Source organism: Arthrobacter tumbae (assembly GCF_016907495.1).
Taxonomy (GTDB): domain Bacteria; phylum Actinomycetota; class Actinomycetes; order Actinomycetales; family Micrococcaceae; genus Arthrobacter_D; species Arthrobacter_D tumbae.
In genome coordinates, this window is sequence record NZ_JAFBCC010000001.1 from 2,556,386 (window position 1) to 2,578,181 (window position 21,796).

Consider the following 21,796-nt stretch of genomic DNA (forward strand, 5'->3'; position numbering starts at 1 on the left):
GGTTCCAGCCATCGGATAGCGGTAAGCCGCTATCCGATGGCTGAATCGTTATCGGAGCAAGTCAGCTAGCCAGCGTCAATGAGGCGGGCACCCAAGCTGGAGCGTCAGGAAACCTGCAGGCCGCCGTTGATATCGTAAGTAGCGGCGGTGATGAAGCCGGCATCAGGGCCCACCAGGAAGGAGATGAGGGCAGCCATCTCATCCACGGTGCCCACCCGGCCAACCAGGATGTCCTTCGACATGTCCCGCTTCCGATCTTCGCTCAGGGTTCCGCCCATGATGTCGGTGTCAACCGGTCCCGGCGCAATACTATTGACCGTGATGCCGTGCTCGCCCATTTCCCGTGCAAGCGCGCGGGTGAATCCGATGATCCCGGCCTTCGACGCACTGTAGGCCACCTTGGAATAGGTGCCCCCTCCACGCTGGGCGGAGATCGACGAAATGCTCACCACACGCCCGAGCTTCCGCTCAATCATCCCGTGCAGCACCCGCTGCGTCACGAGGAACGTGCCCGTCATATTGACCGCGAAGACCCTCTCCCAGGCCTCCTTCGTTTCCTGCATGAACTCGGTGGGGGAGCTGATCCCCGCAAGGTTCGCCAGCGCCACGATGGGCGGCAACTCGGCTTCGATCCGGCTGATCGCTGCGTCAACGGAAGCCTCATCGGAAACGTCAGTAGCAACACCGATTGCCTGTACGCCGTGCCGCTGAGCGATATCCGCCGCTGCCTCTTCCGCAGCGGCTCCGTCGATGTCAAGGATCCCAATGTTCCAGCCCTCGCCCGCCAGCCGGTTGGCCGTCGCACGACCGATTCCGCGCGCGGAAGCCGCGCCTGTGAGTACCGCTGTGCGGGTTGAGGGGAATGCTGCTGATTCGGTCACCGTTGCTCCTGATGCTGATCGTTGTGATGAATGAAGTGTTCGTAGTCGTCATAGGTCTGATTGATGTGGGCCTGCATCGCTTTTCCCGCAACGTCGGCATCGCCGGTCCGGATCGCGTCAAGCACCAGCGCGTGGTGCTCAAGGGCGTGCTTCTGCACTTCAAGAAACGACGACGTCTCTCGCCGCATGCTGTACAGCAGCTTGCCGAGGGGGCCAAGAATGACCGGAATGAAGGGGTTTGCCGAGGCCCGGAAGACTGCTTCGTGGAAAGCTAAATCTGCGGTGGTCACGGCGTCGAGGTCGCCCGCCTCATGCGCAACCTGCAGTGCAGCGTTTGCCGCATCCATGCGGGACAGGTCCTCTTCAGTGGCGTGCAGGGCAGCAAGCTCGGCGGCCCCGATCTCCACCATGCCCCGAATTTCCAGAAGCCGGAGTGAGACGTCGGGGGAAGCAGACGCCGCGGTTGCGGAGCGCAGGATGGCCTGAAGATCCGTCCACTGGGCACTCGGGTTGACGTAAGTGCCGAGTCCGCGCCGCACCTGCACCACATTCTGGGCCTGGAGTTTCTTCAGTGCCTCCCGCACCGTCAACCGGCTCACGTCGGTGGATGCCGCGAGTTCAGCCTCAGACGGCAGGAAGTCCCCGGGTGGATAGGCACCGCTGATGATGCGCTCAAGGATCTCCTCGAAGACCGACTCAGCCAGCGAAGTGCGCGCCACGCGTCCACCCCCTGGCCTGTCCACGGGGAAGCAACACTGCTACGCACACCCGCACGATACATTTCCTCCCAGGCTACTTGTCAGACGTCATATGTCCAGTGCTAGTGTGACAGTCAGCACACCGCTCGTCAATGTACTTCGGGCACGTGCAGACCCTAAGACGGCAACGAGGCTTGCTTAGCTGACGAGGAGTACTTACCAAGTGGACATACAACTACTTCTGGCGCTGGTTCTTGGAATCGCGACCATCATCATCCTTGTGCTGAGAACGCGCCTTGATGCGTTCGTGGCACTGCTTATCGCCGCCCTGGTGACCGGTCTTGTGGCCGGGCAGGCGCCGCTGGAGATTGTTTCGGCCATCACCACCGGATTCGGCAACACCCTTGCGTCCATCGGAATCGTGATCGGTCTGGGCGTGGGCATTGGAAAGATTCTTGAGGTGTCAGGTGCCGCCAACTCCCTGGCTCTTGCATTCCTGAAACTGTTCGGCAAGGGACGCGAGCCCTGGGCAATGGGAAGCGTCGGAGCGCTCGTCTCCATTCCCGTGTTCTGCGACTCCGGCTACGTAATCATGAATCCGCTGGCCCGCTCCATCGCCAGAGTGAAGCGCGCCGGTTACATCACACTGGCACTGGCGTTGGGCTGCGGCATGACCCTCACCCACCACCTTGTGCCGCCTACCCCCGGGCCGCTCGCCGTCGCGGGCATCCTTGGCGCTGACCTTGGCGCCCTGATTCTCGCAGGCCTCGTCTTCACAGTCATCCTGCTGCCTGTCGTGGTTTTCTACGCGAGGTGGATTGGGCCCAAAATCGAACCCGGGATGAATGAGACCGTCCGTGAAATGGTCTATGGATCCACAGCGGCACGATCGGGCGGCCGGACCGGCACTGCGCTTGCAGACCATTCCGACGGTCACTCTGACGACTCCATGCCCACGCTGGAAGATTCGGACAGCTTGCAGGGATCCTCTATCGAGGTGGACAACAACACCCTCGGTACGCCTCCCGCAGGAGCCAAGCCTCACAAAGTCGGCGCGTTCATGGCGTCCCTCCCGCTGCTCGTGCCGCTGGTGCTCATCATTCTCAACACGGTGAGTGGTGCGATCGACCAGAATAACCAAGGCGTTGTCGGTACCGATGAGTACGAGCCCTCCGCATGGGTGGTTCCGCTGGCATTCATCGGTAACCCGGTAGTGGCGCTCGTCATCGGCGTCCTCCTGGCTGTCTATGTTCTGCTGCCACGCTGGACTCCGCGCTCGAAGGTGCAGGGCTGGTTCGCAGAAGCTGCCGCGTCAGCCGGTCTCATCCTGCTCATCACCGGTGCCGGTGGTGCGCTCGGACAGGTCCTGCGTAGCTCCGGAGTCGGCGATGCCCTCGCCGAAGCGATTGCTGCGACGCCTCTGCCCGCCTTCCTTGTTCCGTTCCTGATTGCGACGCTCGTGCGGATCGCGCAGGGCTCAGGCACCGTTGCCATGATCACCGCGGCATCCGTCACGGCACCACTTGTCAGTTCGCTCGGCATCGATCCGGTCGTCGCCGCGCTTGCCTGCACGGCCGGGTCAATGGTGTTCAGCTACTTCAACGATTCCTATTTCTGGGTGGTCACCCGCTTCGCAGGCCTGGACGGCACCGCAGCATTGAAGGGCTGGTCGGGAATTACGACGGCGGTGTGGGCCGGCTCGATCCCGCTCCTGTTCATCGCGAACGTCATCCTTGGCTGACCGCGTAAGTCTGCCTGACTAGAGCACAGAACCGCTCCCCGGGAATCGTTTCCGGGGAGCGGTTCTGTTTGAGGGCGACCTTCTCTGGCGGTCGTTGTGCTGGCCTCCTACCGGAGTTGGACGTTTGACGGGTTACCAGGCGCGGCGATCGCCTTCAAGCCCGTCTGCTCAGCCTGGATGAGGCACCACTTGATCAGTTGCATACCCACAAGCTTTCGCACGGACTCATGCTTCGCTTTGACCATAGGAGCGGCTGCCGAACCGAAAACTGCAAGGCTGATGCCCTGTTTCCCATTCAGTGCGGGGTCGCGAAGCACCGCAACCCAGGCCTTGCCCAGCGCAGCCCTCGCTGCATCAGCACTGCCATTCACGTTATGGAAGGCGTGAGAGAGATGTTTTCTCATGCGCTCCTGATCGCTCAACCCGGCTGCAGGCCCAGCAATCATTCCTCCGGCGGAAACTGGAGTGCCGGCAGGTTTGGTTGCAGCGGGCTTGATCAACGCGGGCTTCACCATGATCGGCCGGGGCTCGGCCGGCTGCCCAGCCATCGCAAGTTCCGCCAACTCGCGGTGAAGCTTCGCCATCTCACGGTGGATTTCACTGATCCGCTTTACGACGGCGGCGCGAGAGGTGGTTGCCTTCGCCGGAGCCGCGCGCAACTTTGCCTCCACCCCCGGCGACATGCTGCAGCGGAAGAGCGCGCATAGTGCCCGTGCGAGGGAAAGCCGCGCGCCGTCGTCGTCGTTCAGTAGCAGGGGTGAAGGGCTCGGCAGAGTCTGCACAACGGAGGCAAGTGCAGAAAGCGCTCCGTGAACGCGACCGAATTGCAGCCGCTCTATGTCAGTGGCTTCGCTTATCTGCGGCGAGTAAACGCACTGAGCAATTTTGGCGTGGTTATGCGCAGGGAAGTGCTGAGGAAGGATCGATCTCTCGATTGCCCTGCGGAGCGCCCGTTGTTGTTTGGTAACCTGTTCGATTGCATTGGGCACGGCGGAGCCGTCTGCGAGTACCCACGGCTCCCCAACGTCCGCCGCTACCGCCACGGACTTCGGGAACTTCTTCCATTCGCTCACCATCAGGCAGCCGGTTCGGGTGTTGTAGAAGAACCAGTCGATCTCGGCGACAGGAAGCCCCGGCGCCTCCACCCGGCAATTGGCAAAGGCCCAGACGTCGTCGTCAAGCAGGGAATGCAACCGGGTGACATCACGGTCGGCAGGACGATGCGCCGCCGAATTGGTGGAAGGAAAGTACAGCAACGTCGGGCCTTCATGGGTGCCGGGGATGGCGAAGGAACCCCAACCCCCACCAGCCGCGCAAATGCGCTGCGCTCATCCTAATCGAGGAGAACCCGGTGCCGGTCCCGTTACGCTGGACCGAATGGCCGCAACCCCAGCTCCACTGCGCACATCCCTCCCCAGGACCATTGCGCGCATACTGCTCGGCGCGTTCCTTCTCGCTGCCGGCACCGCCCACCTCACCGTCGCCCGCTCCGAGTTCGCCGCCCAGGTGCCGTCCTGGTTTCCCCTGCCCACCGACGTCGTCGTGGTGGGGTCCGGCATCGTCGAGATACTCCTCGGAGCTGCACTGATTGTCCTTCCGCGGTACAGGATCCTCGTCGGCTGGATCGTCGCTGCCTTCTTCGTTGCAGTCTTTCCTGGCAACATCGCCCAATACATTGAAGGTGTGGACGCGTTCGGTCTGGACACCGACCGGGCACGGCTCATCCGCCTCTTCTTCCAACCGGTCCTCATTCTGTGGGCGCTGTGGTCCACCGGCGCATGGCGCCACCGCCGATTGCTACGCTCCTCACGTGAGCATCAACGCCACTAAGGGCACCGGCATGAGACCACGAGCGGACGTGGCGTCATCGACATAGACGTAGTCATCGCGCTCATCGGGGCCGTCATTCTCATCGGCCTGGGCTCGACCTTCCGACACTCCTTCATCCCCAGCCCGGAGTTCTGGTCCGGACTGGAAAAGCTCGTCTACTTCGTGCTGCTTCCGGCCCTGCTGGCAACCGGCCTTGCCGGAGCTGACTTCGCATCGATCGAACCCGGTCCCATGGTGCTCGTCCTGACGGCGTCCGCCACCTTCTCGGCCCTGCTCGCCTATGCTGCCCGCCGCCCCGCCACCGGCCGGGACGGCCCGGCCTTCACCTCGGTCTTCCAGGGCACCGTCCGCTTCAACACCTATATCGGGGTGACGACGGCCGCTGCCCTCTTTGGATCCAACGGCATCGCCATCGCGGCACTCGCCAACGCGGTCCTCATACCGTTCGGAAACCTCGCCTCAACCATCGCGCTCGCACACTACGGACATCACAGACTCCGCGGCTCCGCGCTGGTCCTGGCGGTGTTCGGCAACCCGTTGATTCTCGCGTGCGCCGCCGGACTCGCCGCCAACCTGATCGGATCCGCACCGGGGGTAGGCGACTTTCTCAGCGCGCCGGTGCCGGCCGTCGTCGTGCAGTTGGTGGCTGCAGTGCTTGGACTGCTTGGGGGAGCGGCACTTCCGATCGGCCTTTTCTGCGTAGGGGCCGGGCTACGCGGACGCGTTTTCACCCGCGAATCCCTGCGGCCAGTGACGGCCGCTCTGCTGCTCCGCTTCGTGCCGGTGCCGGCAGCCACCCTGGGGCTGTGCATCCTGCTGGGATTCACTGGACCGGCCGCCGTCGTCTGCGTGGTATTCCAGTCGCTGCCGACGGCAACGAGTTCCTACGTCTTCGCCAGGCGCCTGGGCGGCGATGCCTCACTCATGGCCCAGATCACCGCCGCTCAGACCGTCCTCTCCGGCGTGGTGCTACCGGCCTGGATCCTCATCGCACTGACGGTGCTGCTGTAGCTGCCGGTAGGCACGGTGCCCGGTGAAATGGCTAGGATCATTCCATGGAAACCCGCGAAGCCGCCGCCGAGACCACGCTCGTCACCCTCAGCGACATCGAAGCCGCTGCCGAACGCATCAGTGACCTGGTTCTACGCACACCGATCATCCAACTTCCGCACCCGCAGCGCCCGGATGAGGTGCTCCACTGCAAAGCCGAGTCCCTCCAGCCCACCAGCGCCTTCAAGCTGCGCGGCGCCTACAACACCATCGCCCAGGTGCTGGATCAGGCCCGCGAACACGGCATCGTCGCCCAATCCTCCGGCAACCACGCCCGCGCCGTTGCCTGGCTGGCACATCGGCTCAACCTGCGCGCCGTGATCGTCATGCCGGACGCCGCGCCGCTGCCCAAGATCGAGGCCGTCCGCGCACTCGGTGCCGAGGTGGAGATAGTGCCCTCTGCGCTGCGCGACGTCCGCGCCCACGAACTCGTCGCCGAACACGGTTACGTCCACGTACCGCCCTACGACGACCCCCGCATCATCGCCGGGCAGGGAACGGTCGGCCTGGAAATCATGCAGCAGCTGCCCAAGGTCGACACCGTCCTGGTCCCCATTTCCGGCGGCGGGCTCATCTCCGGCATTGCGACGGCGGTCAAGGCCATCAATCCCGGAACCCGCGTGATCGGAGTGGAACCGGAACTCGCCGCCGACGCCGCCCAAAGCTTCCGCGAAGGACGCCGCATCACCTGGGAACAGGAACTCACGTACCGCACCGTTGCCGACGGCCTCCGCACTCCCGCGCTCGGTGTCCATCCGTGGGAGCACGTGAAGCGCTACGTCGACGACGTCATCACCGTCACCGAAGAGCAGATCCTTGCCGCGATGCGCCACCTCACCCTCGCCGGCAGGCTCGTGGTTGAACCGTCCGGTGCCGTGGCCACCGCTGCCTGGATGCACGACCTCGTGCCAGCTGCAAACGCCCAGAACGACGGCGGCACAACGGCTGCCGTGGTCTCCGGCGGATCAGTGGATCCCGCCCTCCTGGCCAAGGTGCTGCTGCAGACGGGCTAGAGCCGTTCGTCTTCGGGAGCCCAACGGTTCCGTGCAGGTTTGGCTGCGGATCGCTCCTAAAGTACGGCGCGTCTCGACTAACACGCCGGAGGACCTCTTCGAACCTGCACGGAATCGGTTGGGCTGATATCGCAAAACCTTCCAGAAGGTGTTGCGCGTCACGGAAGGGAACCTTAGAGTTGTCGAAGCGCTTCGACAATGCCGTTTCCACCCCGATCAAGGACTGTCTCCATGCCCATTGACCCGCCCTTCCCGAAAGCCGACGAGCTCGTCTTCGGCGGCGACTACAACCCTGAGCAGTGGCCCGAATCGGTGTGGGAGGAAGATGTTCGCCTGATGAGGGAAGCTCATGTCAACCGGGTGACCGTCGGCGTGTTCTCGTGGTCTTCCATCGAACCGCGGGAAGGTCACTACGAGTTCGGCTGGCTCGACAAAGTGATGAATCTGATGGCGGAAAACGGTATCGGCGTTGTCCTTGCCACACCCACGGCCTCGCCGCCGCCCTGGTTCTCCTTGGCACACCCGGAAGCCCTGCCGGTCACTGCGAACGGAGTGAGGCTGATCCACGGAAGCCGGGACACCTACAATCCCGCGGCTCCGGCCTACCGCGCCGCAGCCAAGCGCGTCACGGCAGCCCTCGCAGAGCGGTACTCTTCCCACCCGGCGCTGACCATGTGGCACCTTCACAATGAGTACGGAACGGTTTCCTACGGGCCTGAAACCGATAGGGCTTTCCGCGGGTGGCTGCGCGCCAGGTACGGGACCCTGACGCAGCTGAACACCACCTGGAACACCGCGTTCTGGTCACAGGGCTACGGCGAGTGGGAAGAGATCTTCGCTCCCCGGGCCACCCAATACCTGCCCAATCCTTCCCACCTGCTCGACTTCAAGCGCTTCTCGGCCGACCTGCTGAGGGATTGCCTGCGCGACCAGGTGGAGTCAGTCCGAGGCGTCCGCCCCGACGTTCCCGTCACCACCAACTTCATGCTCCCCAGTTGGAACCACTATGACCAGTGGGACCTCGCAGCCGAGATCGACGATGTCTCCGTTGACCACTATCCGGACACCCCGGGCATTGAGGGGAATGTCCAGGTTGCCTTCGGCAGCGACCTCGCCCGCTCCTTCAACGGCGGTCGCCCGTGGGTGCTCATGGAACAGGCCACCACCATGGTCTACAACTACGCGCAGGGGCGGATCCTCGCACGGGACCCGGGCACGCTGCTGTTCAGCACCCTCCAATACCTTGCACGCGGCTCCACCGGATCCCTGTTCTTCCAGTGGCGGTCGCCGCGTGCCGGAGCCGAGTTCTTCCACTCGCCCATGGTTCCGCACGTTGGCGAGAACTCCCGGACGTTCCGCGAAATCGTCGAACTCGGCACGACGCTCTCTAATCTTCACGAACTTGCACAGCCGCCAGCTGCCGGCCGACGCGTGAACCAAAACAGGGTGGCCATCGTCTGGGACTCCGCCGCGTGGTGGTCGACGGACACGAGCGCGCTGCCGTCCACTGATATCGCTTTCCTGCCCGCCGTAAAGTCGGTTCACCGTGCGCTCTGGCTGCTCGGAATCAACGTTGATTTCGTCCGGCTCGATCAGGACCTCAGCGCCTACGGACTCGTCCTGTTGCCCAGCAAGCTGGCTGCCTCGGACGCTGAAGCGGAAGCACTCCGGCGTTACGTCGCGGACGGCGGACACACCGCCATCTGGTACTTCTCGGGCAGCACGGATGAGAACCTCAACGTCCGGCCCGGCGGATTCTCGGGAGCGTTTGCCGACCTCCTCGGCATCCGCGTTGAGGAGCACTTCCCCCAGCTCGCCGCCACGGCCCTGAAACTCAGCGACGGATCCACCGCAGACTGTTGGGCGGAAGCCGTCGAGCTCGCGGGCGCCACCAGCATCGCGAACTTCACGGAGTACCCGCTGGCTGCACGCCCCGCCGTCACGCAGCACACGTATGGTTCAGGCACCGCGCACTACATCGCCACGCGGCTGGGCGAAGACGCGCTGCGCGAGCACCTTCACCGCATCCTGAACGACGCCGGCATCCAGCCTGATCACCCGGCCGCCGGTTACGGTATTGAGGCAGTCCGCCGCCACGCCGGCAACTCCAGCTACCTGTTCCTCCTCAACCACTCAGCGGAGACAGTCGAGGTTGACGTGCACGGGCACGACCTCCTCAGCGACGCTCCGGTGGATGGGCCCACCACCCTTCCTCCGGGAGCCGCGCTGATCGTGCGGGAAGTGGGCTGACCACGGTGGCCAGCCTCTTCTACACCAGCCCCGCCATGACCTGGTTGGACGGCCTGCCCCTGGGCAGCGGTCGGCTTGGCGCAATGGTGCTTGCCGGCGATTCGACCATGCGCCTGCAGATCAATGACAGCACCGCATGGTCAGGCAGCCCTGCGAGCGAACACCGGCGTGGCCGCATCTCCGCAGAGACGGCCGCCACCGCGCTCGCCGACGCCCGGACCGCCATTGCGGATGGGCGGCCGGTTGACGCTGAGCAAGCCCTCGAGCAGTTGCAGTCCGGCTACTCCCAGTCGTACCTGCCGTTCGCTGACATCACCCTCCAGTTGGACGACGGCGCGCGGTTGCAGGAGCGCAGACTGTCCCTCGCTGAAGCCACTCACCGGACCGTCGCGGACGGAGCCGGCGGCAGCATCACCCAGGACACCTTCATCAGCCCGGTGGACGGCGTACTCGTGCACCGGTTGCGCTCCACGAGCCCCGTGACTGTCACCATCGTCATCTCCACCCCGCTCAAGGAAACCGGCCGCACCAACCGGAGCAACGGCGTCGTACTGGAACTGAAGCTGCCCGCTGATGTGGCACCCGGCCACGAACCGGACGAACCGGCACTGCAGGAGGAGATCGACGGGATCGTCCCGCTGCAGGGAGCGCTGTGCCTTGCGGCGCGCCACGATGGTTCTACCGCCCATAACGACGACGGAGCGACAGTATTCACGGACGTCACCGAGCTGCTCCTCGTGGCCGCTACCGAAACAACCTTCACGGGCTTCGGCCGGGAGCCAGAAGGCTCGGCTACGACGTGCGCAGAAGCGGCACGCCGTCGTGCGTTTGCGGCCCTCGAGAAGGGCTGGGACGCGCTGCATGCCGACCACGTACGCGCTCACCGGGAGCTGTTCGACCGGGTATCAATCACGCTCGATCCCGGCCCGGACGCACTGCTCCAGCGCGACAATATTCCCACCGATGTGCGCCTGCAAGAGGCGAACGCACATCCCGCCGGCGTGCTGACTGCCGATCCTGCACTGGTAGCCCTGCTCTTCGATTACGGACGGTACCTGCTGATCGCATCGTCGCGGCCGGGTACGCTTCCGGCCACCCTGCAGGGGATCTGGAACGAGGAGATGCGCCCACCGTGGTCCTCCAACTACACGCTCAACATCAATGCCCAGATGAACTACTGGGGTGCAGAAGCGGCGGCCCTGCCCGAGTGCCACGAGCCGCTCCTGGACCTGACCGAAGCCTTGGCCGAACGAGGGCGGGACACCGCCGCAACCTTGTACGGAGCGCGCGGTTGGATGGCACACCACAATTCCGATGCCTGGGCGTTCAGCTCGCCGACCACCGGGCACGCGAGCTGGTCCCAGTGGCCCATGGCCGGTGCATGGCTGGTCCGCCACCTCGATGAGAAACGCCGTTTCGGGTCCGCCAGCCTGGAGCATCTCGAGCGGCTCTGGAACCTGGCGGTCGGTGCCGCCGAGTTCGCCTGCGACTGGTTGATTGACGAGGGCGGCGCCCACCTGGACACCCGACCGTCCACTTCACCCGAAAACTGCTATCTCAGCGCTCAGGGCAGGGCGGCCGTTGCAACCTCCAGCGCGATGGACCGAACGCTCATCACCGAACTCTTCTACACGGTGCTGGCTCTGGCGTCGGCGGTTGGCCGGCCGCACCACCCGATCGTGGCGGAAGTGAAGGGGGCATTGCCGCGCATCGCACCGCCGGCCGTGGGTGGGGAGGGCAGAATCCTTGAGTGGGGCGCGCAGGAGGGCGAGATTGAACCCACGCACCGGCACCTCTCCCACCTGTTCTTCGCCTACCCCGGAAACGGTCCGACGCCGGAGCTCACCGATGCGCTCACCCTCTCGCTGGATCGCCGCGGCGACGATTCCACTGGTTGGTCCCTCATCTGGAAGACCTGTCTCCGGGCACGTTTGAGACAGAGTGAGAAGGTGGCGGACCTGCTCCGCCTGATGTTCCGCCCGGCAACCGAAGCACACGGTCCACACGCCGGCGGCCTCTACGCCAACCTGTTCGCCGCCCATCCGCCGTTCCAGATTGACGGCAATCTCGGTTTCGTTGCGGCGCTCGCCGAGGTCCTCGTGCAGAGCCACGCAGGAATCATCAACCTGCTCCCGGCTCTGCCGGCCGAGCTTGTCAGCGGCAGTGTCCGCGGACTGATCGCGAGGCCTGGGATCACCGTCGACCTGAGCTGGGAGAACGGTGTGATCCGCGAAGCCGCGCTGACCCCGCGGCGAGCCGAAGCCGCGGGGGAGTACCTCATCGAAGTCGGAGACCGCACCGAACCCGTGACGTTGACGTTCGGCCGCCGAACTGTGCTCACTGACCTCGATTCACCCAACACGACTAGCATTCCAACCAACGGAAAGGCATCGCTGACGCCATGACCCAACACCTCGAAGAAAGAGACACCCACACCATGGGAGATCCCGACTACCGCGACACCGGCCTCGAATTTCCGCCCGGGTTCGTCTTTGGTTCAGCTACCGCGTCCTACCAGATCGAAGGCGCGCACGACGCCGACGGCCGCGGCTCCTCCATCTGGGACACCTTCAGTCACACCGAGGGCAAGGTCTGGAATGGTGACACGGGTGACGTCGCCTGCGACCACTACAACCGGTTGGACGAGGACCTCGACCTCATGCAGGACCTCGGCCTGGAGTCCTACCGCTTCTCCATCGCCTGGCCGCGGATCCAGCCCACCGGCCGCGGCCCCGCCAACGAGGCCGGTCTCGCCTTCTACGAGCGGCTGGTGGACGGCCTGCTGGCCCGCAACATCAAGCCCATCGTCACGCTCTACCACTGGGACCTGCCGCAGGCACTCGAGGACGACGGTGGCTGGACCAACCGCGCGACGGCGCTCGCTTTCGGCGACTACGCCCGCATCGTGGGCGAACGGCTCGGCGACAGGGTGGCCCTGTGGACCACCCTGAATGAGCCGTGGTGCAGCGCCTACCTCGGCTACGGCTCCGGCGCCCACGCACGGGTCGCACCGAACCCGCCGCAGCGCTTGCCGCCGTGCACCACCTCAACCTGGCCCACGGTCTGGCCGTCTCGGCACTCCGCGAGGTGGTGACCAATAACCCCGACTTCGCCATTACCCTCAATCTGCACGTGTTTCATCCGGACGGCGAAACCGGCCCCGAGGCTGTGCGCCGCGTGGACGGCCTGGCGAACCGGCTCTTCCTCGACCCGGTGCTGAACGGCACTTACCCCGAGGATGTTCTTAAGGACACGGAGGCGATCACCGACTGGTCCTTCATTCAGGACGGGGACCTTGAACTCATCCAACAGCCGCTGGACGTCCTCGGAGTCAATTACTACTCGACCAACCGGGTGCGGATGTGGAACGGCGAGGGCCAGAAGGAATCCTCCGACGGCCATGGTGCCGCCACCGGAACGGCCTGGCCGGGCGCGGAGAATGTGGAGTTTCTTCAGCAGCCCGGACCGTACACCGAGATGGGCTGGAACATCGACCCTTCCGGGCTTGAAGACTTGCTCGTCTCACTCCACGAACAGTTCCCGGAGCTGCCGCTGATGATCACCGAGAACGGTGCCGCTTTCCCGGACACGGTGGAAGTGGATGCCGACGGAGCCAGGCGGATTCACGACGTCGACCGTACCGACTACCTGCGCCGCCACTTCACCGCCGCCCACCGGGCCATCGCCCGCGGCGTGGATCTGCGCGGTTACCAGGTGTGGTCACTGATGGACAACTTCGAGTGGGGCTACGGCTACTCCAAGCGGTTCGGGATTGTGCACGTTGACTACGACACGCTTGAGCGGACGCCGAAAGACAGTTCGCAGTGGTACGCGCAGCTGATCCGGGAGCGACGTATCCCGCCGGTGGGCTGATCCACGAAGAAGAGGGCAGGTTCCGGCGAACCTGGACGCGCGGCTCGGGATATCAGGCGAGCGTTACTGCTTCGTCTATGGTCCGGCTCGCAGCCCTCGCTCCAGTCTGAAGGCGACCGCTGCTGCGATTGCGCCGGCCGCCGCGACAACGGCTGCGATACTCCATCCGATGCTGTCGTCGTAAGTTGCGAAGAGAAGTCCGAAGACCAGGGGTGCCACCGTGCCGCCGACGTAGGTTCCGGTCTGTATAACGCCGGTGGCCTGGGCCGTGAAGGGGTGCGCGGTGTGGGAGACCACATAGTGCACCAGCCCGTTCCAGCCCCATCCCAGGCCAAAGGCGACGCCGGCGCCAACCCCGTATGCAACCGGGTGCCCGGATGCCATGCCGACAAGCCCAAGACAGCCCCCTCCAATCATCATGGCGACGGTGGCCATGGAACCGCCGATGCCGCGATCGGCGAGCATCCCGACGAGGGGGCGGGCCAGCACTCCCGCTGCACTCGCGGCACCGAGGAGTAGCCCGGCGGCGGCGGGGTTGAAACCGGTTTCGACGGCCGATGCGACCGTGAAAGCGCCGACGACGTTCGCCTGACCGGAGCCCAGCGCTCCGGCGACGGCGGTGGCGAGGAGGAATGGTCGAAGGCGTTTGGGTAGCGGTTTACGGGGTGTGCGAGCTGCTTTGGGCGTCGATGGCGCCTTGCGCGGCAAAACCCGAAGAAGTACCGGGACCATCGCTGCGGCGAGCAGCGCTGTAGCAACGAAGGTCCACTGCCACCCGATGGTCAGCGCGAAGAGTGGTACTGAGACTCCAGCGGCTAGCGTCGCGCTCGGGATGGCCGCCTGCTTCAGTCCGAAGGCGAACGCCCTGTTGTGAGTTCCCACCTGGCTGACGATCAGCCCGTTGGAGAGCGGGTGGCTGAGCGCGTTCGCAGCGCCGGCAATGCTAAGCCAAAGGATGAGAAGCGGCCAATGGGGGGTGAATGCCGCGATGCCGAGCATGGCTGTCAATCCAAGCCCGACAGTAATAAGCATGCCGTTACGAAAGCCCAAAGATGTCGCCACGAATCCCGCCGGCGCGGAGAGTAATGCCGACATTCCCCAGAAGGACGCAACGCAGATTCCGAGTGCTGCGGCACTCATTCCGAGGTCGCCTTCGAGCTGGACGGCCAGCCCCCCGACCAGGAAGGCGGGGAGGACAGCGACAACGGTTGTGAGGGCAGCGATGCCCGTAGCGCGCCGCCCAGGACGACTGCTATTCATGGCTGTCCGCGAGTGTGCACCGCTGAAATCGCCATGGAACAAGATCCTACATGATGTAGGATCTTGTCACGCTCGGGTAGACTACCTCTATGAAGGCACAGGGCAGTTTCTCATCACCATCGCCGTTATCGCGTAGGGCACTCCGGGATGGGGTATATGACATTCTCCTGGAAATGCTGTTGGCCGGTGAATTTGAGCCGGGTGCCCCGCTCGGGATCGACTCCCTGTCGCGGCAGTTGGAAGTCTCCCCCACACCCATTCGCGAAGCGCTGGTGCAACTGGAGCACACTGGCTTGGTGAACCGTGCCGCACTGAAGGGGTACCGTGTGGCGCCGCCGCTCAATGTTGAGCAGATGAAAGAACTCTTCGATGCTCGCCTCGTGGTCGAGGTTGCTGCGGCCAGCCGGGCCGCATCGGCCGACGGTGAGCTTGTCGCAGAACTTCGAGAGGCGCATGAGCGGCACAAAAGTGCTGCGGAAGGCTTCCGTAACGCCGATCACCAATCCAAGCTGGGGGAGTATCGCCGCTATTTCGAAGCGGACTGGAACTTTCACGAGACCATCCTGCGCCATTGTGGGAATCGCTTCCTTCAGCAGATGGCCCAGATGGCTAGCACCCACACGCATAGGTTGAGGCAGTCTGCGCGCCATGGGTCAGACGACATGAGCCTGGCCATAGCTGAGCATGCCGAGGTCCTTGGAGCGTTCGAGCAGGGTAACCGCGACGCCGCAGCTGAGGCGATGCGGCGCCACATTCACGGCGCCGAACGGCGTGCCCTCGCTGAAGAAAGCTAACAGCCCGGCGCACACCCAACGCACGCAAAGTGCTGGATGTCGTCATGAGCGGCTATCCGTTGCACTCAAATGTTTCTTATGTCACACTCTTCGTAGATCCAATAGGATTTTTTATCTACGATTCGGCTCCACGCTAAACGGAACGATTCACACGCCGTCCGAGGCGCACATTTATCAAGGGAGATAACGGATGTTCAACAGGAAGCTCCAGTTCACGGGCCTTCTCGCTACCGGAGCGCTTGCGCTTTCCGCCTGTGGCTCAGCCAGCGAGGCCGGCGAATCCGCAGACGGCAGTTTCGAGCCGTCGGGCGACGTCACCATGACGGTTCCATTTGGAGCCGGTGGCGGAAGCGACCTCTCCGGCCGCGCAATCGCAGGCGGCCTGGAAGGAATCACCGGCGTCAACATCAATACCGTCAACCGCGAAGGCGGCTCCGGTGCAGTTGGGTACTCACAGTTCCTCGCTGAGGAGGGCAACGGCAACCACCTGCTGGCGACCGAGACCGCGATGCTTGCCCTTCCGATCACCCAGGACGTCGAGTTCACCTACGAGAGCTTCACCCCCATCATGAAGCTTGGTGATGACTACACGATCGTCACGGCTGCTCCGGATTCACCGTTCGAAACCTGCGCCGACCTCGTGGACGCAGCCAAGAATGACCGCGTGGTCGCCGCAGTCTCCGGCTCAACAAGCCTCGACGAAATTGTCTTCACGCTCATTGAGCAGGAAGCCGGCGTGGAGTTCGACCGCGTTCCGTTCGAATCCGGCAGTGAAGTTGTTGCCGGGCTTCTCGGCGGGCAGGTCGACGTCATTTCGGTCAACCCCGGCGAGGTGCTCGGCCAGCTTGAGGCCGGCTCCTTGAAGCCGCTGTGCGCAGTTGCCGAGGAGCGCTACGAGTACGAGGCGCTCGCCGACATCGAGACTGCTGCCGAGCAGGGCATCGATGTAGCGTTCGCCCAGTTCCGCGGCTTCATTGCACCCGGCGGAATCTCCGAAGAAGCCAAGCAGTACTGGATCGACGCTGCCAAGGAGTTCGAGAAGTCCGAGGCGTACACCACCTACATCGAGGAAAACCTCATGCAGGCCAACGCCTCCTACGGTGATGAGTTCGTTGCCTATCTTGAGGGCAACAACGCCGACCTGACGGCTGTGCTGGGCGAGTAATGACACGCTCCATTACCGGCGCCAACCTCCGCAAGGCGGTGGCGAGCCTGATCATTGCAGTTATCGGCATCGCCGCCGTCATCGGCGGCTTCGGCTACGGCTTCATCGAGGACGGGCGGATCGCCGCGGGCTTCCTGCCCGTCCTCGTTGGAGGTGCCATGGCCCTCTTCGCACTGCTCGACGTCGTCGGCTCCTTCCGGACCTCGGAGAAGGAATCCACACTCCTGGAGACCGCACAGGTTGAGGCGGTCGACACCCTTGAGCCGGCCCCAGAGCGTGAGAGCGACCTCGACATCTACGGCCGCTCATCCAAGCAACGCGACCGCATGCTGCTCATGGTCATCGGGATCATGCTGGCCACCGTCCTGCTGGTTCCGGTTCTTGGGTTCATCGTCGCCTTCGCCCTCATGCTGATCGTCATCGCGGTGGTCGTTGAGCGGCGACGCCTTCTGCCATCCATCCTCGTGAGCGCCATAGCCCTGGCTGCGGCGTACGGGATCTTCGTCTTGTTCCTGCGCGTGCCGCTCCCAACCGGCATCCTCGGAATCTAGGAGGAACGCTATGTGGGAAAACCTCATGCTGGGCTTCTCAACAGCCCTCACTTTCGAAAACCTCCTCTGGTGCTTTGTGGGTGTCCTTGTCGGCACCGTGATCGGGCTCATGCCCGGCCTCGGCTCCACCACCGGCGTGGCCATCCTCATCCCGCTCACGCTCGGAATGGAGCCGGTGACGGCGCTGATCATGCTGGCGGGTATCTATTACGGGGCGCAGTATGGCGGTACCATCACCTCCGTCCTTATATCGACGCCGGGTGAAGCCGCGAGCGTTGTCACAACGCTCGACGGCTATCAGATGGCCCGCAACGGGCGGGCTGGCGCAGCGCTTGCAATCGCCGCAATCGGCTCCTTCATAGCGGCGATCATTTCGCTGGCCCTGCTGATGGCCCTTGCTCCGCCGTTTGCCAAATTTGCGCTCAACTTCGGTCCTGTCGAGAACCTCGCGATCATCATCCTCGGCCTCGTCACAGTGGTCAGTTTTGCCGGCGGCTCCATGCGGAAGGGCCTGATGATGGCTGCCGCAGGCCTCTTGATCTCGACGGTCGGCGTAGCGTCCGGCTTCAGCGACGCCCGCTTCACCTTCGGCAACGTCAACCTGCTCGGCGGGATTCCCTTCGTAGAGGTGATGATCGGGCTGTTCGCGCTCGGCGAGGTGCTGCACCAGATCCGCGTCGGAGCAGCCGCGCCCATCAAGGCCCGGTTCAAGGACATGGTCATCAGTCGCAAGGAGCTGTTCAAATCCGGTCCGTCGATCATCCGTGGCAGCTTCATCGGGTTCCTGCTCGGGTGCCTGCCTGGCGCAGGGTCAACGCTGGCCTCCTTCATGTCCTACGGCATCGAAAAGCGCGTATCGAAGAACAAGGACAATTTCGGCAAGGGCGCGATTGAAGGTGTCGCCTCTCCCGAGAGCGCGAATAACGCTGCCGCCAACGCCAACTTCGTGCCCACGCTTGCCCTCGGCATTCCCGGCGGCGGCACCACCGCCGTCCTGCTCGGAGCGTTCACGATCTATGGTCTCCAGCCGGGGCCGCTGCTCTTCGAACAGCAGCCCACGCTGGTCTGGGGCCTCCTGGTCTCCTTCTTCATCGGAAACGTCATGCTGCTGGTCCTGAACCTGCCGCTGGCCCCGGTTTTCGCACAGATGCTGCGCATCCCGTACGCCTACCTGTACCCGATCATCGTTCTGACCAGCCTCATCGGCGCCTACTCGGTGAGCAACAACATGTTCAGCGTGTGGCTCGTGGTGATCTTCGGGATCGTCGGATTCTTCATGAAGGAACTGGACCTGCCGATCGCACCGCTGGTACTGGGCCTCGTGCTTGGTCCGCTGTTCGAGAAGTCGCTCGTACAGACCTCCGCCCTCGGCCAGGGCAACTTCGGCATTCTCTTCCAGAGCCCGATCTCCGTCACCATCCTCATCCTGGCGCTGCTGCTCGCCGTCGGTCCCACCGTGATCGGCAAGCTGCGGCGTACGCAGGGCAACAAGAGCAAAGGGCTCACCCATGTATGAAAGTAACCGCTACACGCGCTCGGACTGGCCGATCGCAGCCGCGCTGCTTCAGTTCCCCGGCACCCTTGCCGACGGCACCTCCGTTCAGGACGCATCCGCGGACAACTGGCTGGACACGCTGCTCCAGGTACGCGACGTCGGATTCGACTGCGTGGACCTCACCGATAGCTGGCTCAAGCCCGCGAACCTCAGCACAGGACGACTGACCGAGTTCCGCGACACGCTCACCGAAGCCGGCCTCAGCGCGCCTGCCCTGTCCATCGTGCGGACCAGTGTCATCGATCCGCAGTCCGGAGCCACCAATCTGGAGTACGTGCACCGGAGCATTGAGGCCGCCGCCGCACTTGGAACCAGCACGCTGTCGCTGGGGCTGCACCAGGCCCTCACTGAGGAGCAGCGAAAGCGGCTCTGGTTCTGGACGGCGAAGGGCGCAACGGATCCGCTGGATGACCGCGAGGCGTGGAACCTTGCAGTCGAGCGCTTCCGGGAGATCGGACGGCACGCCGCGGAGTACGAAATGGTGGTCTCGCTGGAACTGTACGAGGATACGTTCCTCGGAACAGCCGACAGCGCGGTCAATCTGATCGAGGACATCGGATTGGACAACGTCGGCCTGAACCCGGACATCGGAAACCTCGTGAGGCTGCACCGGCCGATCGAGGACTGGCAGGACATGCTGCGCAAAACCCTGCCGTACACCAATTACTGGCAGGTGAAGAACTACTTCCGCGACGAAAACCCCGAGACCGGCCTGGTCACCTCGGCCCCCGCTCCGCTGGAACTTGGGTTCATCAACTACCGCACCGCGATCCGCGAGGCACTGTCACTCGGCTTCAACGGCGTCTTCTGCTGCGAACACTACGGCGGTGACGGACTCGGCATAAGCGCCGGCAACAGGCGCTACCTCCAGAGCCTGCTCCCCGAGGTGCGCACTGAGTCCCGAACAGCTGTTACCGCACGCACCAAACAGGAGATCGCATCATGACCGCGCTACGTTCAGACGCAGCAACCTTCGCAGAGGACGTGCTGACCGGCTTCGCCGCCGCCAACCGGCAGTACGTGCGCAGGGTCGACGGTGGAGTGGTCCGCGCAACCGCGATGAAGGACGGACAGGTGTCGCTGGTTGTCGGCGGCGGGTCCGGACACTACCCCGCATTTGCCGGACTGGTGGGCCCGGGGCTGGCAAGCGGCTCGGCATGCGGAAACATTTTCGCCTCCCCGTCCGCCTCGCAGATCCGCCGGATTGCCCGCGCCACGCACCGCGGCGGGGGCGTCCTGCTCAGCTACGGCAACTACGCCGGCGACGTGCTGCATTTCGGACTCGCCCAGGAGCAGCTCCGCTCGGAGGGAATCGACGTACGCACCGTCGTCGTCACCGATGACATCGCCAGCGGCTCACCGGAGGAAATCACCAAACGGCGCGGTATCGCAGGTGACCTGACAGTCTTCAAGGTTGCAGGCGCTGCAGCCGAAGCCGGGCTCAGCCTCGATGAGGTCGAGGAGCTAGCCCAGCGCGCTAACGCCCGGACCCGGTCGCTGGGCGTCGCGTTCGCGGGGTGCACACTGCCCGGTGCGGACGAGCCGCTGTTCACGGTGCCCGAGGGTGTCATGTCCATCGGCCTGGGAATCCACGGTGAACCGGGAATCTCCGAGGCACCGCTTCCGACGGCGGACGAACTCGCCGAAACGCTGGTGACCCGCCTCCTGGCGGACAAGCCCGACGACGCCGGCACCCGGCTGAGCATCATCCTCAACGGTCTGGGGACGGTCAAATACGAAGAACTGTTCGTCCTCTTCGGAAAGGTCCATGGCCTCCTGGAGCGCGAGGGACTCACCGTCGTCGAACCCGAGTGCGGAGAGCTGGTGACGAGCCTGGACATGTCCGGCCTGTCGCTGACCCTCTTCTGGCTGGACGATGAACTTGAGCGCTGGTGGGCAGCACCGGCCAACACACCGGCGTACCGGAAGGGCGCCATCACCGCGGACCTCGATACCGACGACGTGGCGAACCTTGATGAGGATGAGCTCTTCGCGGACGAAGGCCAGTGGCAGCACGCAACGGCTCCGGAGGCGGCCCGGCTGCTCTCGCTGGTCAGCGCCATGCTCACCGACGCGGAGCATGATCTCGGACGGCTGGACGCGATCGCCGGTGACGGTGACCACGGCATCGGCATGGCACGCGGTGCCGAGGGCGCAGCGGCGGCGGCAGAATCGTCGCGCGACGCCGGTCACGGTGTCGGCAGGTTGCTCCGCGAAGCCGGTGCCGCGTGGGCCGAGAAGGCCGGCGGCACGTCCGGCGCCCTGTGGGGCGCAGCGATCACCGCGGTCGGCCGGGTGCTGCAGGACGCGGAGTCCCTGACCCCCCAGTCCGTCACAGCCGCGGTGGACGCAGGCCTGGAGGCGATGGTTTCCCTCGGGAAGGCACAGCTGGGTGACAAGACAATGCTCGACGCCCTGATCCCGTTCGCGGAGACCCTCCGCAACGGGGTCGACGCCGGGAAAAACCTCGGCGACGCCTGGACCGCAGCTGCCACCCGGGCCGAAGGAGCGGCAGCCGAAACCGCGACCCTGCGCCCGCAGGTAGGAAGGGCACGCCCGCTCGCCGAAAAGAGCGTCGGCCACCCTGACGCCGGCGCCGTGTCCCTCGCGATGGTGGCAAACACCCTCGGAAACGCCTGGACATCCCAGTCACGGAAGGAAAACGCACTCTCATGAGCGAGAAACTACGGATCGTCGTCGGATGCGACAGCGCCGGCCTCGAATACAAGGACGCCCTCAAAGCGGACCTGGAGGCGGACGACCGAGTGGCCCAGGTGATCGATGTCGGTATCACCGGCACCGAGAACACCGACTACCCGCACATCGCCGTTGACGCCGCCCGCAAGATCCAGGCCGGCGACGCTGACCGCGCCCTGCTGATCTGCGGCACCGGTCTCGGCGTGGCCATCGCCGCGAACAAGGTCAAGGGGGTGCGCGCCGGCACCGCCCACGACAGCTTCTCCGTCGAGCGGCTGGTGCTCAGCAACAACGCGCAGATCCTGACCATGGGCCAACGAGTCATCGGCCTCGAACTCGCCCGCAGGCTGGCCCGGGAATGGGTCGGCTACACCTTTGATCCCGAGTCGGCATCCGCCGGAAAAGTCGACGCTATCTGCTCCTACGAGAAAGACTGAT

At 64.4% G+C, this 21,796-nt stretch carries 17 protein-coding genes and 1 pseudogene; 14 read left to right on the plus strand and 4 right to left on the minus strand.

The window, feature by feature from the left end; translation table 11 throughout:
• Positions 1-104 precede the first annotated feature (104 nt).
• A complete protein-coding gene (locus tag JOD47_RS12275; RefSeq protein ID WP_204534638.1) occupies positions 105-881 on the minus strand; it encodes an SDR family NAD(P)-dependent oxidoreductase in 777 nt (258 codons plus the stop codon).
• The gene (locus tag JOD47_RS12280; RefSeq protein WP_204534640.1) at positions 878-1,600 is read right to left on the minus strand and encodes a FadR/GntR family transcriptional regulator; all 723 of its coding nucleotides are present in this window, start codon (positions 1,598-1,600) and stop codon (positions 878-880) included. The genes JOD47_RS12275 and JOD47_RS12280 overlap by 4 nt, the downstream gene beginning before the upstream one ends.
• 202 nt (positions 1,601-1,802) lie before the next feature.
• Here JOD47_RS12280 and JOD47_RS12285 point away from each other — a divergent pair, with 202 nt between their 5' ends.
• Entirely contained in the window at positions 1,803-3,320 is a 1,518-nt protein-coding gene (locus JOD47_RS12285) for a GntP family permease (RefSeq protein ID WP_204534642.1), read from the plus strand.
• 107 nt (positions 3,321-3,427) lie between these two features.
• Here the strand turns inward: JOD47_RS12285 and JOD47_RS12290 are convergent, their stop codons facing one another.
• Positions 3,428-4,576 carry a hypothetical protein gene (locus JOD47_RS12290; protein WP_204534643.1) on the minus strand — a complete coding sequence of 383 codons (1,149 nt, stop codon included), beginning with the start codon at positions 4,574-4,576 and terminating at the stop codon, positions 3,428-3,430.
• Between the two features lie 121 nt (positions 4,577-4,697).
• On the opposite strand from JOD47_RS12290, the gene JOD47_RS12295 reads away from it, so the two are divergent.
• The 6 genes and pseudogenes from JOD47_RS12295 (at position 4,698) to JOD47_RS12320 (ending at position 13,336) form a co-directional block, all read left to right on the plus strand.
• Positions 4,698-5,150 carry a DoxX family protein gene (locus JOD47_RS12295; protein WP_204534645.1) on the plus strand — a complete coding sequence of 151 codons (453 nt, stop codon included), beginning with the start codon at positions 4,698-4,700 and terminating at the stop codon, positions 5,148-5,150.
• A 162-nt stretch (positions 5,151-5,312) separates the two neighbouring features.
• Positions 5,313-6,161, plus strand: a complete 849-nt coding sequence (locus JOD47_RS12300) for an AEC family transporter (protein ID WP_204534647.1) — start codon at positions 5,313-5,315, stop codon at positions 6,159-6,161.
• 44 nt (positions 6,162-6,205) lie between these two features.
• Positions 6,206-7,213 (plus strand): threonine ammonia-lyase, encoded by a 1,008-nt coding sequence (locus tag JOD47_RS12305; protein ID WP_204534649.1) that lies wholly within the window; start codon positions 6,206-6,208, stop codon positions 7,211-7,213.
• Positions 7,214-7,444: 231 nt separating this feature from the next.
• On the plus strand, positions 7,445-9,463 hold the full coding sequence (locus JOD47_RS12310) for a beta-galactosidase (RefSeq protein ID WP_204534651.1): 2,019 nt from the start codon (positions 7,445-7,447) through the stop codon (positions 9,461-9,463).
• Between the two features lie 5 nt (positions 9,464-9,468).
• Positions 9,469-11,868: a glycosyl hydrolase family 95 catalytic domain-containing protein gene (locus tag JOD47_RS12315; protein WP_204534653.1), complete on the plus strand. Its 2,400-nt coding sequence runs from the start codon at positions 9,469-9,471 to the stop codon at positions 11,866-11,868.
• Between the two features lie 32 nt (positions 11,869-11,900).
• Positions 11,901-13,336, plus strand: a pseudogene (locus JOD47_RS12320) (GH1 family beta-glucosidase).
• A gap of 75 nt (positions 13,337-13,411) precedes the next feature.
• On the opposite strand, the gene JOD47_RS12325 reads toward JOD47_RS12320, so the two are convergent.
• Positions 13,412-14,596, minus strand: coding sequence for an MFS transporter (locus JOD47_RS12325; RefSeq protein WP_204534655.1), 1,185 nt, complete (start codon positions 14,594-14,596; stop codon positions 13,412-13,414).
• 89 nt (positions 14,597-14,685) lie between these two features.
• Here JOD47_RS12325 and JOD47_RS12330 point away from each other — a divergent pair, with 89 nt between their 5' ends.
• The 7 genes from JOD47_RS12330 to JOD47_RS12360 all read left to right on the plus strand — a co-directional run bounded on the left by JOD47_RS12330 (position 14,686) and on the right by JOD47_RS12360 (position 21,795).
• Entirely contained in the window at positions 14,686-15,390 is a 705-nt protein-coding gene (locus JOD47_RS12330; RefSeq protein ID WP_204534657.1) for a GntR family transcriptional regulator, read from the plus strand.
• 190 nt (positions 15,391-15,580) lie between these two features.
• Positions 15,581-16,555, plus strand: a complete 975-nt coding sequence (locus JOD47_RS12335; RefSeq protein WP_204534660.1) for a tripartite tricarboxylate transporter substrate binding protein — start codon at positions 15,581-15,583, stop codon at positions 16,553-16,555.
• Positions 16,555-17,106 carry a tripartite tricarboxylate transporter TctB family protein gene (locus JOD47_RS12340; RefSeq protein WP_204534662.1) on the plus strand — a complete coding sequence of 184 codons (552 nt, stop codon included), beginning with the start codon at positions 16,555-16,557 and terminating at the stop codon, positions 17,104-17,106. Before JOD47_RS12335 ends, JOD47_RS12340 begins: the two co-directional genes overlap by 1 nt.
• Positions 17,107-17,116: 10 nt before the next feature.
• Positions 17,117-18,622, plus strand: coding sequence for a tripartite tricarboxylate transporter permease (locus JOD47_RS12345; protein WP_204534664.1), 1,506 nt, complete (start codon positions 17,117-17,119; stop codon positions 18,620-18,622).
• Entirely contained in the window at positions 18,615-19,607 is a 993-nt protein-coding gene (locus JOD47_RS12350; protein ID WP_204534666.1) for a sugar phosphate isomerase/epimerase family protein, read from the plus strand. Before JOD47_RS12345 ends, JOD47_RS12350 begins: the two co-directional genes overlap by 8 nt.
• Positions 19,604-21,337 (plus strand): dihydroxyacetone kinase family protein, encoded by a 1,734-nt coding sequence (locus tag JOD47_RS12355; RefSeq protein WP_204534668.1) that lies wholly within the window; start codon positions 19,604-19,606, stop codon positions 21,335-21,337. The genes JOD47_RS12350 and JOD47_RS12355 overlap by 4 nt, the downstream gene beginning before the upstream one ends.
• Complete coding sequence (locus JOD47_RS12360; protein ID WP_204534670.1) at positions 21,334-21,795, plus strand: ribose-5-phosphate isomerase; 462 nt, start codon at positions 21,334-21,336, stop codon at positions 21,793-21,795. The genes JOD47_RS12355 and JOD47_RS12360 overlap by 4 nt, the downstream gene beginning before the upstream one ends.
• Position 21,796: the final 1 nt, after the last annotated feature.

What these genes read in the sequence shown, in the direction of transcription:
- JOD47_RS12295 (WP_204534645.1), top strand. Translation starts at nt 4,698, where the DNA reads ATGGCCGCAACCCCAGCTCCACTGCGCACATCCCTCCCCAGGACCATT.
- JOD47_RS12305 (WP_204534649.1), top strand. Translation starts at nt 6,206, where the DNA reads ATGGAAACCCGCGAAGCCGCCGCCGAGACCACGCTCGTCACCCTCAGC.
- JOD47_RS12310 (WP_204534651.1), top strand. Translation starts at nt 7,445, where the DNA reads ATGCCCATTGACCCGCCCTTCCCGAAAGCCGACGAGCTCGTCTTCGGC.
- JOD47_RS12325 (WP_204534655.1), bottom strand. Translation starts at nt 14,596, where the DNA reads ATGAATAGCAGTCGTCCTGGGCGGCGCGCTACGGGCATCGCTGCCCTC.
- JOD47_RS12330 (WP_204534657.1), top strand. Translation starts at nt 14,686, where the DNA reads ATGAAGGCACAGGGCAGTTTCTCATCACCATCGCCGTTATCGCGTAGG.
- JOD47_RS12335 (WP_204534660.1), top strand. Translation starts at nt 15,581, where the DNA reads ATGTTCAACAGGAAGCTCCAGTTCACGGGCCTTCTCGCTACCGGAGCG.
- JOD47_RS12340 (WP_204534662.1), top strand. Translation starts at nt 16,555, where the DNA reads ATGACACGCTCCATTACCGGCGCCAACCTCCGCAAGGCGGTGGCGAGC.
- JOD47_RS12345 (WP_204534664.1), top strand. Translation starts at nt 17,117, where the DNA reads ATGTGGGAAAACCTCATGCTGGGCTTCTCAACAGCCCTCACTTTCGAA.
- JOD47_RS12350 (WP_204534666.1), top strand. Translation starts at nt 18,615, where the DNA reads ATGTATGAAAGTAACCGCTACACGCGCTCGGACTGGCCGATCGCAGCC.
- JOD47_RS12355 (WP_204534668.1), top strand. Translation starts at nt 19,604, where the DNA reads ATGACCGCGCTACGTTCAGACGCAGCAACCTTCGCAGAGGACGTGCTG.
- JOD47_RS12360 (WP_204534670.1), top strand. Translation starts at nt 21,334, where the DNA reads ATGAGCGAGAAACTACGGATCGTCGTCGGATGCGACAGCGCCGGCCTC.